Here is an 18,633-nt window from a genome sequence, read left to right on the forward strand (position 1 = left end):
TCCTGCCCCTTTGCTTTTTGAGAAAATGCTTCATACTCCGCACTGAGTTGAATACTGTCTTTCCGTACCGAAGAGCCTTCCCTGGCTTTGGCTTCGGTTTTTTCGTTCTTCGAAACTGACTTGTTCCCGGTATGTAGCTTTGAAATTCCTCTTCCTCCGGGGAATGCTTTAATCTCCATTTTGCCTCCTTTGCATAGATTTCTTAGTATTCTATTCGACAAAGGCGGGCAGAAAAATTATCCTTTTCTATCCTTTTTCGCTATAAGCTCGTTTTTTCCTTTTAATTAAATGAAAGAGTTTAAAAGCTGTATACTTCCTCCCTTTGGAACAAATGAAGAAGCCGGTCGTCATCCTCTCGAGGGAACAGCTCATCAACGACTTCCTTCACAGAAACAATTTCCCGAAGCTTTTCCACATTTGCCCCGGAGAAAAAGAGACCTTCCTCCACATTTCCCTCCACAGCGGAAATGAGGGCATGGGTAATACAATACTTCACCGTTCCCGGGTCACAACCGTGTATGCAACGGGAGCAATGCTTGGGGGCAATCCGTCCGCTAAGACCGAGCTTCTCCAGCATGGGGCTCTTCACCGCCCTTCCCGGCATGCCCACCGGACTATGGATGATTTCCAGGTCATTTTCCTTCTTGGAAATGAGGTACTCTTTATAGGCAGTGCTGGCATCACATTCCTTGGTACCGATAAAGCGGGTGGCCATCTGTACACCGTAAGCTCCCGCCTCCTGCATCCGCACAATGTCTTCTCTACTCCAAATGCCTCCTGCCGCAAAGAGGGGAATTTTCCGTCCGAACTCTTCTTCGAAAACCCGCAATACAGAAAGTACCTCCGGAATCAGTTCCTCCAAGGGCTTGGCTGTAGCCTCTTCCACCTCTACCGCCTTAAAGCCCAAATGTCCCCCTGCCAAAGGGCCTTCCAGCACTACAAAATCTGCAGTTCTTTGGTATTTTTGGCTCCAGGTCTTAAGCAAAACCTTGGCAGCTCTTCCGCTGGAAACAATAGGCGCAATCAAAGCCGTTCCTTCCGGTACAATCTCCGGTAGACTTAAGGGCAGTCCAGCCCCGGAAATCACTGCGTCAATTCCCTCTTCTACGGCAGTTTTGATAGCATCCTCCCATTGTCTTGTAGCAACCATGGCGTTGATGGCAATCATTCCTTTTCCTTCGCTAAGCAGCTTCGCTCTTTGGATTTCCTTTCGCAAAGCACGAAGATTGGCTTCCTCAGGAAAACAGCGAAAATCCTCTTCTCGATAGCCGCAGTCTGCTGTACTGATGCAGCCCATAGCTCCTGTTTTTGCCACTGCCCCCGCTAGGCCGGAAAGGGAAACTCCTACCCCCATTCCCCCCTGAATCAAAGGAATTTCTAAACCTCTATTTTTTAACTGATCCATTTTCCGCGTCCTTTCTGCTGATGGAGAAGGAATACTCTTCTTCATGTATCAATATTTTTAATTATATTTCTTTAATAGCTTAAATCATCTGACAAACCCCGTCAAGTAGTTTACGAAACTACATTCGAAGTTCTTTCTTGAATTTTTCTTAAGATACAGCTGTTTAGACGCGGATTTCTCCATCAGAGATTAAAATAGACAACAAAAAAGAGGGGGTAAAAAATCAATATAAAGAAATATATTTTCGGCAATATAGGTCTGAATTCGGGGTAGTCTGAGCCCGTCGGTACTTGCGAAAAACAAGAGAAACGTTGTTTTTCGCTTAGTATCCGCTACGTGGCGAAGCTAGCGAGAGCGTGCCCCGTTGCAGACCTATATTGCTTAGAAAATTTCTTTTTTGATTTTTTACACCCTCTTGCTTTTCTTCAGGGGTTTAAATCGCTATTAAGCCCTTGCCAAAGCTTCTCCAAGAGCCTTGCAGTTTGCCAGTCCTTCCTCATCGGGAGTGTTGTTGCAGATAACGGGAGGTGCTACCATTACGGCACCTGCACCGGTCATTCTTGCTTCCCAATCACGCATCCACTGTCCATCGCCCCAGTCATAGGATCCGAAAAGTCCGATCTTCTTGCCGGAAACGGAACCGAGTAAATCCTCTACGAAGGGCTCCATCTCTCCCTCGTCCAGCACTTCATCTCCCATAGCAGGGCATCCTAATGCGTAAACTGCATCTCCTGCCAAGTCTGCTGCGGAAATATCGGATACGCTAACCATCTTAGCCTCTCCGCCTGCTGCCTGGATTCCCTCAGTTACTGCCTTTGCCATCTCCTCTGTGTTTCCTGTTTGGCTGAAAAATACTACATGAATCATCTTTTTGTCCTCCTTGATTTTATGCCTAAAATATTGAATTATTCAATATTTAGATTACCTTTCTCTTTGAGGAATCTTTATTTCTCCTCTTGTCTATATCCTAGCACTTTACTAGGTTTTATTTGTTGCTAATGCAACACTATTTCGCTTCTTTTTTTGTCAGGTTTTTCTTTTATAATAGCTTATTCTTTTATAATAGCTTTTTCTCTCTTAAGCCACCTGGCGCTTCTTAATGTGATAAGCCATCACCAAATCTCTACAGCTTAAGCCGGATTTCAGCATTAGGGTAAAGCTTTGAATGCACATATCATAAGCCTGAAAGCAAGCTAGTGCACTCTCCACCTCGGTAAAGACCTTCCAATAGCCGGTGAGCTTCGCCTTCGCTAAAGGATTCTTCATATAAATCTTCACATCCCGAAGAGGATACCCGAGAAAAACACCTACCTCATGGGGAAAATCCGCCTGTTTCTCCTTGTATTGGGCGAAACGCACTGTGAAATGTCGAAAAACCTCCTCTAAAGAGAAACTCTCATAGCCCACAGCTAAGCTCTGTAAAAAGCTCTGCACAGTCTTTCTGCTAAGAAGCTCCTCCAGCTTTTCCCTTTGGTATAGGAGAATGCTTTCCTTATTCCCGCTATGAAGACTAATCACACAAATCTCGGTTCCTGAAAACAGTTCTTCCAAAATCTGTTTCTCCGCCTTTGTTACCGTGATAATGGCAGAAGGCTTAAGTCCTGTAATCACCGGGGCATTCAGGCAGATATGCTCTGCAATATAATCCTCTATCCCCTCTTTTCTTTTGCAAAAAAAATTATCCTTCTCCATTCTCTCTCCCCTTTGGTTAGTTAATATAAACTAACTACAAAGTGGATTATATTAGTTAATGCTAACTTTGTCCAGTAGGAAATAAAATTTTTCAAGATAAGTAGGATTTTCATAGTTTTGCTTGGGCATAATACTTCAATATATTTCATAGAAATATGTTTCTATCTTTGCCTGATAATTTATATTTATAGAATTATGTTTCTATCTTTTTGCAATGCCCCTATGCATTTTTTCGCATTGTGCTATAATTTTTTGAGGAATTTATTAAACCATTCGATTCTTTGAGTCGTTATAGAGTCGTTGACTTGCTTTCTTTTATATAAGGAGGAACTATGATCCTGATTGAAAACGGAACCCTCGTAAGCCCCAGAGAAAGTTTCCTTGGAGACATTCTTGTGGAAGGGGAAAAAATCAAAAAAATTTTCCGAAAGGACAGTCCTAATTTCCAGGCCGAGAAGGATGCCGCTTTGGCTTCCGAAAATACTGTAGAACGGATTGATGCCGGCGGAAAACTCATTTTCCCGGGCTTTATTGACTGCCACACCCACTTTGAACTGCATGTTGCAGGCACCGTAACCTGTGATGATTTTCCCTCCGGCACCAAGGCGGCTATCGCCGGCGGAACCACCAGTATTGTGGACTTCGGCACCCAATACAAGGGCGAAACCCTGATGGAAGGCTTTAAAAATTGGCAGAAAAAGGCTGATTTAGGCGCTTCCTGCGACTACGGCTTCCACATGTCCATCAGTGACTGGAATGAAGAGGCCAGCAAGCAATGTCAGAACATGATGGATGAGGGACTTAGCACCTTCAAAGTTTACATGACCTATGATATTCAGGTAGATGACGAGGAAATGTTCTTCATTTTAAAGAGATTGAAGGAAGTTGGAGGCATCACCGGTGTACACTGCGAAAATACCGGTATGATTGCCGCTTTACAGAAGAAGTATATTGCTGGGGAAAGTACAAAAAAATCTGTGTCTTCCCACTACCTTTCCCGTCCGGATGATACAGAGGCGGAGGCCATCAACCGTATGCTCTATATTGCCGATGTGGTAGACACTCCCATTATTGACGTGCATTTGACCTGTGAAAAAGGATTAAATGAGATTCGAGAGGCCAGAAAACGGGGGCAAGTGGTATTTGCAGAAACCTGCCCCCAGTACCTTACCATGACTGAGGACCTGTATAAGTCAGATTTTGAGACCTCTGCCCGCTATGTAATCGCTCCCCCACTTCGGAAAAAATCCGATCAGGAAGCATTGTGGAAGGCTCTGGCCGATGGAGAAATTCAGACCATTTGTACCGACCACTGCTCCTTCACCTTAGCGCAGAAGGATCTGGGCAAAGAGGATTTCCGGAAAATCCCCGGCGGAATGCCTGGTGTGGAAACCAGAGGAGAAGTCATTTTCTCTGAAGGCGTAGTAAAGGGACGGATTTCCAAGGAGCGTATGGCTGCTCTTCTTTCCGAGAATCCCGCAAAGCTCTACGGCATGTATCCGGAGAAGGGAATCTTGCAGGAAGGGTCTGACGCGGACATCGTTTTACTGGATCCCAATAAGAAGAAAACCATTCGCAAAGAGGATCAGGTTTCCCGCTCCGACTATGCCCCATTGGAGGGACTGGAGATTCAAGGCTGCATCGAAGAAGTCTTCCTGAGAGGAAAACTGGTGGCTAAGGGTGGAAAAGTGCTTTTGGAGAATCAGGGAAAGTATTTGAAGAGAAAGAAGTTCCAGCCGGTGGTATAAGCCGAGTTTTTGCTAAATGAAATAATATAATAGCTATTTTCCCTCTTTACCGTTTAAAACGGTGAGGAGGGATTTTTTTGTGTAGTAAAGATAAAAGGCCGTGAAAATTAGACAAAGGGAAGTACGATACCTACTCCGTTTACGGATATTATCCGAATATGGAGTATAGGGGATTTTAAAGAAGCGCAGTATACTATTTCTGAACCCGTTCTATTTCTTCTTCACTATTCAAACTCTTTGCTACATCATATTTCCAATATTTTTATCTTAACAGTCTCATCCTACAATATTTTAAAAGGAGATGCTTATGTCTAATTCTAAACTTGCTTCCGACTATGCTGATAAACAGGAAATTATTTCTTCTCTTACCTTGATGGACGATTTATTTATGAAAGTAGTTTTGCAGGACAAGCAATGCACAGAATATATTTTGCAAACCATCCTGGATAATGCAAAATTAAAGCTCAAAAAACAGATTCTTCAAAAAAATCTTCCTAATCTCCATGGACATTCCCTAATTTTAGATTGTCTATGCGAAGATGAGACAAATAATATTTATAATATTGAAATTCAAAATAATATCTCCGGAGCCCAACCCAAAAGAGCCCGCTATCATGCCGCTTTATTAGACATGCACTCTCTAAAAAGAGGAAATGATTTTACACAATTACCTCGGTCTTATGTTATATTTATTACAGCAAAAGATGTACTTCATGGTCAACAGCAGATTTATCATGTAGAAAGAATAATAAGAGAATCCGGAAAGCCATTTTCAGATGAATCTCACATTATCTATTTCAATACTTCTTACATAGATAATAGCCCTTTAGGGAAATTGGCTGAAGACTTTCATGCTTTAGAAACAAGCAAGATGCACTCCCCGATTTTATCCAAAAGAGTAGAAGTATTAAAAAGCTTCAACGCTAATCAGAAAGGAGATCAAGAAATGAATGTTCTTTTAGAGCAGTACAGACAAAAAGCCCTGAAAGAGGGTATGGAAAAAGGAATGGAAAAAGGAAATTTGGCTAAGCAAAAAGTAATGCAATTAATGGGATTGCTGGCGGAAGAAGGTAGAATTGAAGATATCAAAAAAGCTTCTGTGGACCAGGAATATTTGCAGAACTTGCTTTTGGAATTTGATTTATAAAACAATTCATATACTGTATATAAGTAAGCCCCCCGAATGTTCAGAAAAGGATTCTGTTCATTCGAGGGGCATTTTTATGTACAACATTAGTCTACTCTTTCTGTCAAAAAGCTACATATTAGAGTTTACTCAATGACATATAAAGGCTCCCCTGTAACAAGATAATTTTCTTCTGCCGGAGCAGATGCATCAGATTGTCTCCAAAAGTCATTTTCAAATACTAAATACACTGTTTTGCCATTATATGGCTTTAGGTAGGACAGCATGGAAGAATCTGGATAAAAATCAAGACCTTTTAGATAAATATATTCACCAGGCTCACCGTCTGCATGATTCATCCATAGCCTTTCCGGTTTCGTAAAATCAATAATTCCAAAAGTTCTTTTTAGAAACTCCATGTCGTAGCCAGCAAGCAAATTAACATCATGGCCTGCTTTTCTCCAGTCATAGTAAGTCCAAATGCCAATCTTTCCTTGAATAGGTACATACCCCTTATTCTTCGCCTCCTGAATCTTAGCCTGCCTTGCCGCCTCTGCCATGGCTTGCTCTTGAGCCTGGTCTCTCTTTCCATCTTCTCCAAGATACTTTCCATCAATCTCTTGATTTTTCGCCATGGAGCCATCTCCCAAGAGATAGTAGTCCTCAATCCATTGATTTTTTGCCATGGCACCATTAGGCAAAAGATAGTACCAGCTTCCCTGTTGCTCCACCCACTCCTGTTTTGCCATGGTGCCGGTGGGTTTAAAGTAGTACCATTCTCCGTCAATTTCTGCCCATTGGTTTCTATAAAAATGCTTTCCCACCCGATAGCGCCATAGGCTTCCGGTTTTTACCCAAGTGCCAGCAAAGCTGATTCCGGAAAATAAAGTGGCTAATAAAATGCTGAGCCACGCCATACTTAAAAATCTTTTTTTCACTTTCCCCTCCATTTTCTCTATTTAAGAGTATGTTCTAAGAAGCGTAACATTTGCCTGTTCCACAGCATTCATAACAGGATAAATTTCTTCCATATCGGCGGTTCTTGGGGTGTACCAACTCTTCTGCACAAAATAATCCGTTAGAGCCTGATCTTTGAAAATGTAACCGTGCCTGGCATACATTTCATTGATAATCATTTGGGTAATACTTCTCTCTCCGGGGAACATACTGTTTGGATACCGGGCTTGGAAGTTCGAAACATCCGCAGTACTTAACAAACGACTTGCACTTTCTGCATAAAGATACTCTCCTGTGGTAGGAGTTTGCACTGATGCATTGCCTCCCTCTGCACCAGTCTGAATGTTGGCACCGGGCTGAGCATTGGCATCGGCCTGAGTTTTTGCATCAGCCTGCATTTCCATAGAAACAGTTGACTGCTCCATAGCGCCTTCCTTCTCATTTTCAGGCAAAGAAGCTTGCTCTGAAGCGTTTTCTTTATTTGGGTCTGTAGCATCAGAAGCTTTCTTTTCATCCTCTTTTGTTAAGCCCGATACTTTATAGCTTCCGCCTTTAAGAGAAAGGGGAATAGCTAAATTCTTTACACTTTCTTCTGAAAAATCCCAATGATACTGTACCGTATCTCCATTTTTCAAATCCGTAGTTTGGCTAAAATTCGGTAGCATAATGATATTTTTAGTATAGTCAACGGCCTCCGGATAAAGAAGGGGAAGAAAGCCTTCCTCCGCTTCTTTAGAATAATGAATTTTCTCCTTCTCTTTTTCCAAGAGAGCATCCCAATCAATTTCAGCCTCTAAAGTTCCCTGCCCATCCGTTCCTATGGATTGAATTTTTAGGTAAGAATTTAAATCAATACCATGGTTTTTTGGACGAAGCAGTAGAATTCCACCTCCTGCTATCACTGCTAAAGCAAAAATTACCAGCCCTGGTATATACTGTCCCGGTTTAGTTTCGGTATTGCTCGGTTCAACTTTTGGAGATGAAGCTCCGGGGAAAATCTGCTCTTCTTCAGGAGAAGCGTTTTCCATATTTTTATTTTCATTGAATTGTTCCGTCATAGGACACTCCTTCTTTCCATGAAAAGCACTTTAATAGGGATATTTTTTCACGAAATTATCCCAGCCCATCTTTTTTACTTCAGATAAAGGATAGTATTCCAGCCATCCGGTATCCTGTGATGCAGCAAATAAGGCGGAATCATTCGTCACCTGTGTATTGGGTTCGGTTTCTCCAAAAGTATAAACCTCTGTAGAATTAATCTTTCCACCATCATAGAAGAAGTAGAATTCATGATAAAACATCTCATCATTTTTGTACTCTCCTCTATACCATGTGGAGCCAAAAAGTCCGGGAACCTTTCTTCCCTTACTATATTCCGCATAGGCTGTTGGTGCATGTACATCCATAGCTCCATCAATAACTTTTGCACCGTTAGCAGAATATTTTATAAAGCAAGTATAGCTATATGTAGCTCCGATATTCGTACCGATAAGTAATTCCGGTGTTCCATCATTAGTAATATCATACAAAGCTAAAACAGGATCATCATAAACAGTCAATTCTGTTGCATACCTTTTTGACCATATATAATCATAAAACTGTTCTTTCCACGTTCCCTGATTGGCACTTGCATTGTTCACCGCTTCTGTTGCTGCCGTTGTTGCCGGAGCTTCCGTTTCAGCGGGTACAGCTTCTGTCTGCGGTGCAACCTCTACAGCCTGTCCGTCTCCATTTGTATCAGTTCCTTCCCCCGCCTGTCCGGCTACTTCCTCTTGCAGTGCCTGGGCCAGACTTTCCATCTTGCTCTTTTCTTCCGCACTTGCTTCCGCCATGTTTTGAACAGTGAAAGTCAATCCCTGCTCTCCTGCATTTTCCGCTACAAGGCAGGAGCGGAACTGCTCTTCCGGAAAGCTTTCGCTGATAAATTTAAGTAGAATGCGATAAGCCATTGCCTCCTTTTTCACGGAAAGGATTTCCATATTTTTTACTTCTCCGGTGGATGGGCTTCCCTGCTCCAGCTTTTCTAAAATACTAAGCAATAGAGAATCCGGAAGACTTTCCAGAAGAATGTCGGAATCATCCCCTTCCTTTAAAATCTGTCCTTGCAGGAAGAACAAGGCTTCGTTATAGGATAAGGCTATATTTTTTACAGAAGCAGTCACAGCTTGATTTATGCTGTTCTTCTGTTCTTTTGCAGTATTTTCTGAGGAATCAGTAGATTTCTCAGGCTGATTTTCAGGCTTCTGAGACTCATCCAAAGTATTCGAAGCTTTATCTTCAGTTTTTTGCATTACATCTACAGTGTCCTGAGATTCCTCAAACTTGCTGTTTTTTCCGTTGCTAAGTAGTATACGGGATTGTTTCTTCTTCAATCCTTCCCAAAGGGTCAAGTAATCCTGTTCCTTGACTTCTTTTCCGTGTAGCATATATTGTCCGGAACTACCTTCTCCGGCCGTTTCTCCGACTGATTCCCCGACATTTTCTCCGGCTTCTTCTCCTGCATCTTCTCCGCCAAAGGGTTCGTAGGAGTGGCTTGCTATTTCTTCAAAGCTTAGGGGAAGACTGCCGTTATTCAAACGATAAAGGCGCTCCATCATTTGCCCGTCATACTCTTCCCGATAGAGATAGAGCGTTTTTTCCCCTTGAATTTGGAATAGGGTATAGTTCACTCCGCCACCGGCGAAGACATCCAGACTATCCATAGTGCATAGACGCTCAAGCTTTCCGCCTACAAAGCTGTATACCTGCAAATCCGCCTGACTTACCCTGCCGTCTTCCTTTCCACTGTTTCCTTCTATGTAAAGTAGCTCCGGGGTATCGTCACCGAAAATGTCCCAAAGCAGGACCGTTTTTCCCTCTTTCTGCTCTGCTTCTTTCCCTGCATCCTCTGTATCCTGTCCGCTGTACTGCCAGACATACGAAGAAATGGTCTCTCCCTTTTCTTCCAAGTGGGCAAGATAGGAGCCATAGGCTCTACTATAATCCGAAGAAAATGCTTCCTCCTTCCCTACGGCATTAGATTTTCTCTGTAAGAACATGAGAAAAAGAAGCAATATCGCCACAAACAACACGAAAAATGGCAAATACTGCATGAGTTTGTAACGAGAAGTCCCGGTACCACCGGCATTTTCTCGTTGCTCATTTGAAAAATTGGAAGAGTTCATCATTTTCCCCCTCTAATTCCGAGTAAATCGGCTTCTTTGAAGCTTTAAGTTTTACCCTATCTTTTTACCACAATACCAGCGGTAGCAAAAAAGCCACCGCCGGTATCAGTTCCCCGGTAAATCTTATCTCTTTACCGGCTTTCCATTTACAGTCCATCGACCTTCACTATCTAATTGATAACCGTCTTTTTGTTCATTACGATAAAGTCTTCCCTGGTTTGCTCCTCCTTCTTCCAAGTAGTAACAATAGCCGTCAATCCACTGCCAGCCTGTTACCATTCTTCCTTTCCAACCGTCGGAAGTTGGGAAGAGATAGTATTTGCTACCGTTTAACTCTATCCATCCTGTTGCCATATAACCGGAATCCAGGAAATAATACCAATAGGTCTTACCATTGTACTCTTCATTTCCCCAGTTGTTCTTGGGATAGCTTCCGTCTGCCTTTTTATACCACCAGCCGGTTCCGTCCTGCATCCATTGTCCGCCTGCTAAAGAACGCTCAACACCCAGAACCTGTCCTACATTTCCACCGCTAACGCTGGGCTTTCCGAAGCCACCGGAGGAGCTTCCACCACCTCCACCACCGCCGGAAGAGCCGCTGCCGCCTCCACCACCGGAGGAACCACTAAAGGAGCTGCCACCGCCACCGCCGGAAGAACTGCCACTAAAGGAACTACCACCTCCGCCGCCGGAAGAACCACTGCCGCCACCGGAAGAGCTAGCACCGGAGGAACTGCCGGTAGAGCTACCAGAAGAATTACTACCGGATGTACCGCCGGTATTTCCACTAACACTTGTCTTCTTTTTGTACATTGCTGTAACAACGAGGTTTCCCTGCACATTGCTTACAGACTTATCCCATCCGGTAAATTCATAGCCCTGTACAACAGGAGCTGAAGGATAACTTGCATTTTCTCCTTTTTCTACTCTCTGGGTAGATAAGTTTTCTCCGTTCATTCCCTTGAATGTGACATTATAATACACTGCCGCAGGGTATCTGTCCAAGTAGAATCTTTGCGCGTCATGTCCATGCCAAAGATACTGCTGGACATTGGTACCATTCGCCGTCTGTCCGCCGTAAACGTCCACTACCTTTCCGGAGTTCTTATTCACAAAGCGATAGGTTCCGTCACCATTAGACACTACATACCATTGCTCACTGGGCTTATTGTGCTTCTCCCAGGTTAAAATGTTGACTTGATCATAAAGACTATCCGCTACCACATCCAAGTACTGATTATTGTACTGGTTCTTCACCAAGAAGCTTCCGTCAGCCTGCTTTTCCAAGTTCCAAACTGCCGTAGCATCCGGCGCTGTCTTATTGTAATCCCAAAGGAGTACGTTGGTTCCCAACTTTGTGGGATTGCCTTTTTCCACAACTACCGCTTTATCCGGTGACAGCTTAGAACGAAGTACGTATCCTGCACTCTTCACTTCCGGAGCGCTCTTTTCATTTACTTTAGGTTTATAATATTTAAAGAGTTTAAAGCGCTGAGCATAGCTGCCATTTGGTTCATATTGTCTCACATTTGTGCCATCTGCAGTACCGGCGTTATCCACATCCATTCTAAACCCGGAACACTGAGGAATGAACTCATAGGCATCTCCTTGCTTTACGATATAAAAGCGCTGATTGGCATTCGTTCCTATTTGATCCCAGACTTGCATATTCGGTCCATTGCCCGCTGCTCCGGGACCTCCATTCACATCTAAAACCGTTCCTGCTTTAGACCGAATAATAAAGCTATCATCCGCCTGTCTTTCCAAACGCCAGTAATATGGAGCCTCTCCCCAAGTGCGGTAATCTCTAATGAAAACATTTTGACCACTTTGTCCGTTACCGCCATAGGCAAGACATCGTCCTTCAGCAAGTGTAGAGGTGATTAGATACTCTCCATCGGCAATATCATCGTCGCTACCATTTGCCGGGAGGGGTAAACGATCCGGCTTGGGTGGTGGAGTCGGCTGATTATAAAGATAGATATAACCTTGGAACCCGGGTACATTTTCCATTCTGTCATACCGGAAGCTATATGACCATCTTGACCCTTTACCGGCAGTACCATAGCTGGAACTTGAAGTATATACTACACCATTTTCTACCTTTTCTACCACGGCAACATGGCCATATATATAGGCACTATTTCCCCACCAACAAGCAATCGCTCCAGGACGTGGTTCACTTCCGGTTGGAAAAGTCTTTGTTCTTTGATTGTTTCCCCACCAGTCTCTTGCATTACCATAAAAATTAGGCTTGTATCCAAGAATCTCATAAGCTCTGCCGAAGGCATACCATGTACAATTCCATCCTGGTTCCGGAAATGGATTATCATAACCATAAAATCTACCCCCTGTTCCCGGATTTGTAGTCCTCGGCACATACCCCACCGACCTAAATCCGGAATATCCGAATAAGGACGCATTTTCTGCCCCGACAACTTCTTCAATTCCTTCTTCCGTCTCCTTCAATCCACTTTTCAGCTTGCTCAGATCTACGATGGAATAGGTATTTTCTTCTTTCGCTACAGATCCTTCTGCTACATCTTTTTCCTTTACTTCGTTCTTTGCTTCCTTTCTCGAATTTTCTTTATCTTCCGCTTCTTCTTTTCCTTTAGCTTCTTGTGCTTTTGCTTCTACTATCGGCTTTTTTTCTTCCGGTACTAGAGCTTCTTTCGTCTCTTCTGTCCTACCCTCTTCCTTTTCTGAAGAAGCTACAGATAGCTCCAAACTTTCTTCCTCTGACTTTCCCTCGATATTCTCCTTCAAGGCTGTCTCGGATGCTACATTTTGCTGCTCTGCATACGACAGAACAGTAGAGCTTCCTACCATAGCCAAGGAGATAAAAAAGGCAAGGATTTGTTTTTGTCTTCTTCTCATGCATGACCTCCTTACATTGCATTGGAACACAACAGTATCTCTTTTTGCTTTCCACTTCTTGCGAGTTTGTTTTTCACTTGTCTCTGTGCAGTATCCACAGAAAAATAAGGTTTTATTCCACTCGCTTAGTCGTATTGCTTAGGTTCTACCAAAAATTCCGAAGAAATACACTTCCATTTTCTTACACCTCCCCAGGTGTAACTTAGGTGTAAGTTGCAAAATCCACGAAAAAAGGCGCAATTTCCTGAAATCTTTGATTCAGAAATTACGCCTTAAACATTTTCACAATAGCTTTTAAATATGCGCTGCTAAGAGGAAAAAGAGAAAAATCAAAAGAGCATAGAGAAGAAAATAGGCCCTATGCATTCGCATCAAGGGGAAAATGCTACGAACCCTGTCCTTTAAAAAGGATAGCAGCCAAAGCAGCAACACCGCAAAATTCACCACATGAACCATAAGGGTACCCACACCGGCTCTAAATCCTATAATCGCATAGAGAGTACTCAGCACAAAGACTATAGGGAAAATGATGATAAAGGAACCGGCACATTCCGCATTAAACTCCACCGCGAAGGGAGAGCAGGAGGAAAACCAAAGGTAGGCATGAACCCATACAAGGGCTATGGCAAAGGCGGGGGATAGCTGCAAAGTTTCCTCTCCCCCATGCATATAACCGTACACCAAGGCTAGGAGGATTCCTATGGAACTAAAGGTCATATTGAAAATCATATGAAAGCTATTGGCAATCACATGGAGACGATCCATTTTCTTGGTATCCGGGTTCTCTTCACTTACATTGAAATGCTCCATAGGTTCTCTGGTAAAGAGAAAAAAGCTGTGGACGAAGGTAACAAACATATTAAAGGCCAGGGAAATATTGGCCATAGGGACAAAGTCACCATTTCCCACATAATTCGAAAAGTCCGGGATGCTTCTTAGGAAAATGTAGAAAGCCATGGAAGAAAAGGCTCCCAATACATTGCAGCCCAAAGAATAACAGATAAGTCTTGGAGACAAATCATAGCGTCCCATTCCCGGAATCACCCTGTGTACATCTCCATACTTGGCAATATAGGGAATGTCTTTCAGCTTAATTTCCTGCTTTGGATTTCGTTTGGAATAAAAGAATAGCGCTAAAGCCGTGTCTATAAGGCCAAAATACAAGGGGGATGTGGCGATGAAAAAATTCAAAATAAAAAATACCGGAGTTGGTAAACTTAAGCAATACAAAAATAAATCCAAGGTATTCCAATGCTTTAGATAAAGTAGGAAAAATACAAGAGAAATCACTCCCAGCGTAAAAAAGAAGCAATTCCGATTGTCCAGAATCTTCTTTCCTAAGGGATTGTCCTTTGTGAAATCAGCACCTCTAGGTTCTGTAGGAGAGAGGTCTTCTTTTTCTTCCCAAGAATGAGCTTTGCTTACCGAAGCAGTATTTCCTTTCGGCGATAATGAAATTTCCGAAAAAACTGCTTTTGGATGTTCACAATATTCTTGAGCTGCGAAATCACTCAAAGAAATTGAGGAATCCCGCTCCACCGATAAGGGCATTTCTCCGATTGTCTTAGTTGATGCAGAAAATGTAGAGGCTTCCTGTTCCAGTTCCTGTGGGCATAGACAGTTATCCAGCCCAAACTCTAAAAATCGAAGAGCATAGCTCTCAAAGTTTTCCCCCTCCTTGTCAAAATCGGGAAAACATAAGTCTTCTCTCTCCAAAAAGCGACGCAAGTTACTGAACATAAAATCCGGATCCTGCTGTTGAAAATACTCAGCGTAGCAAAGAGAGGCTGCACTCTTCAAGCCTCGGTAACCCTTCCGCCTTCCTTGCTTAATTTCACTGATTCTAGTTTCCGTCATGTTTCCTTCACGAACTTTATTAAAAATGATACACATGTCTTTCTGTGTTATCCGCAATTCTTCATTGATATATCGGAAAACATCTCCCTGGCAGATAGCTCTCATGCAAGATACCCCTTTATACAAAAACAGGAGTAGCTATTCCACTCTGTTTTCTCGTTTTTTCCCAAATGCCGATGTATACAAACAAAATATCTATATAATATCTTAAGAAATCCTCGTAAATTGTCAATATCCTATAAACAGTTTTCCTCCCTTTTGCAGTAAGAAATTTGTCTATTTCCTTCTCTTTTTCTTTATTTTCTTTAGGATTCTTTAAGGCTGAAAACATAATTTGCTCACAGTTTTCTTGTATCCTATACACAGTTACAGAAATGTAACGAAAGAAAAAAGCTTTTCATACTCAACTCCGGGACCTTCTCCTGAAAATATGGTTTCGGAGTCCCCCCTTCAAAAAAAGAAAGCGGCTGTGAGAAATCACAGCCGCTTTTCTTTTCTGCTTATTTAATGGACTATAGCCAGTAGCAGGGGCTTATAAATCCGAGCAAATCACCCTTTAGACGGGTGGTGGTAATTTCAGATAAACAATACCCCTTGCCCGAAATGCCTATTCGCTATAAACTCCGTCTTATCTAGGAAACTAGACTTTGTCTCTTTTTGTTTAGAAGAACGAGATTAATAAGCATGATACCGATATAAAGAATCAGACATGCTCTATTGATAAGGTTTGTATGAAAAATGAAGTAGTTTAAAATGCTGGCTCCATAGGATAGAAAAAGCAGAGCAAAGGAAAACTGATAGACTCTATTATCCTTTAAAGATGCTTTTTCGTCCTTCATCCTTCTTTCCAACAGACTAGCTGCTCCTAAGCCCATAATCATGGTCTGGCAGAAATCTTTGGCAGCCTGATCTTTACTAATCAGATAAACAACAAAGAAAGCTACAGCTACCCCGATGATTAAAAAATCCCAAACACTAAGCTTCATACCTCCTCCTTTCAATGTGCTCATGACTTCCAAAGCATTTTCCCTTAGGAAGCCGTCACATATTGTAAAATATTGAACGAATATATATACGATAATTATATCCCACTAACTTTGGCTTTTCATCTTACATTTCTATTAAACAGCAAAAAGTAGCTGTAAAAAATCAAAACTCAGACCTATCCTGCTTATAAAATTTTTTGATTTTTTACATCGCTATCTTTTTGCTCTGCATCCGTCTCCTTTCGATGCTTCACCTTCTCCCATAAAGCACGAAAAGCAGGCAGAGAGCTTTCAATGGTTTCATAGGGGATACAGTAGGAAAGGCGGAAATAGCCCGGTAAGCCGAAGCTGTCCGTAGGCACCATAATGATATGCTCTTCCTCCGCCATCTTTTGGAATGCTTCCGTATCCGCTAAGGGGGATTTCATCAAAAGGTAAAAGGCGCCCTCCGGTGGCAGACAGGAAAATCCCATCTCTGTAAGCTCTGTATAAAGGAGACGGCGGTTCCTGTCATAAAATCCCACATCCACCTTCACTTCCAAGCACTCGGAAATTACCTTTTGAAAGAGGGAGGGGGCATTGACAAAGCCCAGCGTTCTTCCGGCAATAATAGCCGCTGTCATGAGCTTTTCTCCATCCTCCACATTTTTTCCGATAGCCAGATAGCCGATTCTTTCTCCGGGAATAGATAGTGTCTTAGAGAAGGAATAGAGGTAAATGCTGTTATCATAAAGAGCCGGCATAAAGGGCACAGTTCTGTCATCATAAACCAGTTCCCGGTAAGGTTCATCGCAAATCAGGTAGATGGGATGCCCCACCCTTTCCTCTGCTTCCTTTAGCATTTCCGCTAAGGCCTTTAACTCTTCATCCTTATACACCACACCGCTGGGATTATTGGGGTTATTCAAAATCACAGCCTTGGTCTTTCTGCGAATCAGTCGGTCTGCCATAGCAATGTCCAAGGAGAAGTTATCTTCCTTGATCGGAACTACCGTAAGTTTTCCCTTATAGTGGGAAACATAGGCATTGTACTCCGTAAAATAGGGGGCAAAGCAAAGTACCTCATCCTCTTCGTCCAAAAGACAGCGCATCAAGACATTTAATCCTCCTGCCGCCCCGGCGCAAAGGAGAATCTGCTCCTTTTCATAAGGAAGTTCGAAACGCTGCGTCAAGTGTCTTGCCACCTGAGCTCTTACTTCATCATAGCCTGCATTTTTCATATAGCCGTGAATCTCATGGGGATCCTGGTTTTCCAATAGGCTGATAATGGCATTCTTTACTTCGTAGGGCACAGGAGCCACGGGATTTCCCAGACTAAAATCATAGACATTTTCCCTGCCGTACTGAAGGGCCATTTCCTGTCCCAGTTCAAACATCTTTCGGATCACGGAATTTCCCTGTAAAAGGGATTCCATTGTCTTTGCCAGTGCCATAATACATCCCAAGGAGCCTAAAGTTTTGCTCCTTTTTCTAAGCTTGATACATTTGCTTACGCTTGACTCATCGCTTATGCTTTACGCATTTGCTTACGCTTTACGCATTGCTTGCGCTTGACCCCATTGCTTAAGCTTTATACATTTCCTTAAGCTCCATTACATTCTTCATTTCTATCTTTTCTGATTTGAATTTTCTGAAGCTTCCTTTTTCCTCTTTTTTAATGCCGCTTCCTTTAATGCGCTAAATCCTGCTTCTTTAGAAACTGCATCCGGATTGTTTCTGAGCATGGTTTTGGTCCACCAATGCATCTTTCCGCTTTCCGCATTTCCGCCGTCTTCCAAAAGCTCCAGCTGTTCTTCCATTCTCTCCTTATCCTGCAGGAGATTTCTGAGAAGAGCACCGGCAGATTCTTTCAGATTCCCGGCGGACTCCTTTACACTGCTGGCTGCCTGTCCTACCGCATCCTTGGCCGTATCCGCCGCAAGGCTTGCTGTACTGATGGTAGTGCTGGCCGCCTGGCTAACCGTATTCTTCGCCAGGGAAACGCCGGACTCCATAACATATTTCATGGCGGCTACATTGCCCTCATTTTGCTGTACGGTTCTGAGCTCTTCCGCTCCCTGCTCCCACTCCTGTTTCGCCTCCCCGATACGCTCATAAAGCTCGCTGATGGAACGCCGCAGGTTCTGAATCTCTTCGGAATTTCTCGCCAGCCTTCCCAGACGCTCCCGAAGCTCCAGTGCTGCAATGACGGAAAATACCACATCTTCAATGAATAGGGTATAAAGCATGGTGTCAATGATCACAAAGGTGAGATAGCTCCAATCCACCGGAATGGAGGAAACAAATTTATGCACCACCTGCATTAAAAAAATCGCCATCAATCCCCATCCTATAGAAGCAAAGAAGCAGATGTAACCGCGAAAGTTCAAAGGATTCTGAGAATAATCCCACCAACGCATATGAAAGATGTGGTTCATCAAAAGCCCGGTGATGAGTTCCAATGCTGTTCCGCCGAAAAATCCAAGCAAAAAAAGATAGAGGAGATGCCCCTCATGCCCATGAGCAAGAAAGACCAAAAGGCAGGATCCCACACCATACAAGGGAATCCAAGGTCCATGGCAAAATCCTCTATTCTGTAAATGACCGGATTTCAGAGAGCAGTAAGAAGACTCGAAGCACCAACCCAGGATGCAATACAGCATAAAGAAGGTCAGCCATTGTAAAATTGTGTATCCTCTCATAAAAACTCCCTTGCTCTAAAAATCATTTTTAGCTATTTTATCGCAGTTTTTCATTATTGTCAAGTTTTTTGGCGTTTTTCAAAATATACCAAAAATGAAAAAGTAAATTCTACTCATCTATCCCCCAGTAGATTTTACTT

General features: G+C 42.9%; 14 protein-coding genes. 2 read left to right on the plus strand and 12 right to left on the minus strand.

Annotated elements, in window-relative coordinates; translation table 11 throughout:
- Window positions 1–298 precede the first annotated feature (298 nt).
- The 3 genes from RYO92_RS09600 to RYO92_RS09610 all read right to left on the minus strand — a co-directional run bounded on the left by RYO92_RS09600 (window position 299) and on the right by RYO92_RS09610 (window position 3,097).
- On the minus strand, window positions 299–1,405 hold the full coding sequence (locus tag RYO92_RS09600) for an NAD(P)H-dependent flavin oxidoreductase (protein WP_315370242.1): 1,107 nt from the start codon (window positions 1,403–1,405) through the stop codon (window positions 299–301).
- A 444-nt stretch (window positions 1,406–1,849) separates the two neighbouring features.
- Window positions 1,850–2,272 carry a flavodoxin gene (locus tag RYO92_RS09605; protein ID WP_315370243.1) on the minus strand — a complete coding sequence of 141 codons (423 nt, stop codon included), beginning with the start codon at window positions 2,270–2,272 and terminating at the stop codon, window positions 1,850–1,852.
- 210 nt (window positions 2,273–2,482) lie between these two features.
- Entirely contained in the window at window positions 2,483–3,097 is a 615-nt protein-coding gene (locus tag RYO92_RS09610) for a DUF3793 family protein (RefSeq protein ID WP_315370244.1), read from the minus strand.
- A 332-nt stretch (window positions 3,098–3,429) separates the two neighbouring features.
- On the opposite strand from RYO92_RS09610, the gene hydA reads away from it, so the two are divergent.
- Together hydA and RYO92_RS09620 are read left to right on the plus strand one after the other, a co-directional pair.
- On the plus strand, window positions 3,430–4,845 hold the full coding sequence (hydA, locus tag RYO92_RS09615; protein ID WP_315370245.1) for a dihydropyrimidinase: 1,416 nt from the start codon (window positions 3,430–3,432) through the stop codon (window positions 4,843–4,845).
- A 307-nt stretch (window positions 4,846–5,152) separates the two neighbouring features.
- Window positions 5,153–5,992 (plus strand): PD-(D/E)XK nuclease family transposase, encoded by an 840-nt coding sequence (locus RYO92_RS09620; protein ID WP_315370246.1) that lies wholly within the window; start codon window positions 5,153–5,155, stop codon window positions 5,990–5,992.
- A 125-nt stretch (window positions 5,993–6,117) separates the two neighbouring features.
- Here RYO92_RS09620 and RYO92_RS09625 read toward each other — a convergent pair whose 3' ends face one another.
- The 9 genes from RYO92_RS09625 to RYO92_RS09665 form a co-directional block, all read right to left on the minus strand.
- Window positions 6,118–6,909, minus strand: coding sequence for a hypothetical protein (locus RYO92_RS09625; RefSeq protein ID WP_315370247.1), 792 nt, complete (start codon window positions 6,907–6,909; stop codon window positions 6,118–6,120).
- Window positions 6,910–6,930: 21 nt separating this feature from the next.
- On the minus strand, window positions 6,931–7,986 hold the full coding sequence (locus RYO92_RS09630; RefSeq protein WP_315370248.1) for a YARHG domain-containing protein: 1,056 nt from the start codon (window positions 7,984–7,986) through the stop codon (window positions 6,931–6,933).
- A gap of 30 nt (window positions 7,987–8,016) precedes the next feature.
- Window positions 8,017–10,095 (minus strand): hypothetical protein, encoded by a 2,079-nt coding sequence (locus RYO92_RS09635; protein ID WP_315370249.1) that lies wholly within the window; start codon window positions 10,093–10,095, stop codon window positions 8,017–8,019.
- Between the two features lie 120 nt (window positions 10,096–10,215).
- Window positions 10,216–12,969, minus strand: a complete 2,754-nt coding sequence (locus RYO92_RS09640) for an RICIN domain-containing protein (RefSeq protein WP_315370250.1) — start codon at window positions 12,967–12,969, stop codon at window positions 10,216–10,218.
- Window positions 12,970–13,263: 294 nt separating this feature from the next.
- Window positions 13,264–14,826, minus strand: coding sequence for a hypothetical protein (locus RYO92_RS09645; protein WP_315370251.1), 1,563 nt, complete (start codon window positions 14,824–14,826; stop codon window positions 13,264–13,266).
- A gap of 118 nt (window positions 14,827–14,944) precedes the next feature.
- Window positions 14,945–15,157, minus strand: coding sequence for a hypothetical protein (locus tag RYO92_RS09650; protein WP_007158074.1), 213 nt, complete (start codon window positions 15,155–15,157; stop codon window positions 14,945–14,947).
- A gap of 301 nt (window positions 15,158–15,458) precedes the next feature.
- Window positions 15,459–15,812: a hypothetical protein gene (locus RYO92_RS09655; protein ID WP_314834213.1), complete on the minus strand. Its 354-nt coding sequence runs from the start codon at window positions 15,810–15,812 to the stop codon at window positions 15,459–15,461.
- Between the two features lie 185 nt (window positions 15,813–15,997).
- Window positions 15,998–17,245: a pyridoxal phosphate-dependent aminotransferase gene (locus RYO92_RS09660; protein WP_315370252.1), complete on the minus strand. Its 1,248-nt coding sequence runs from the start codon at window positions 17,243–17,245 to the stop codon at window positions 15,998–16,000.
- 174 nt (window positions 17,246–17,419) lie between these two features.
- Window positions 17,420–18,493: a putative ABC transporter permease gene (locus tag RYO92_RS09665; RefSeq protein WP_315370253.1), complete on the minus strand. Its 1,074-nt coding sequence runs from the start codon at window positions 18,491–18,493 to the stop codon at window positions 17,420–17,422.
- Window positions 18,494–18,633 lie beyond the last annotated feature (140 nt).

It is taken from the genome of Oribacterium sinus, assembly GCF_963553175.1.
GTDB lineage: Bacteria > Bacillota > Clostridia > Lachnospirales > Lachnospiraceae > Oribacterium > Oribacterium sinus_B.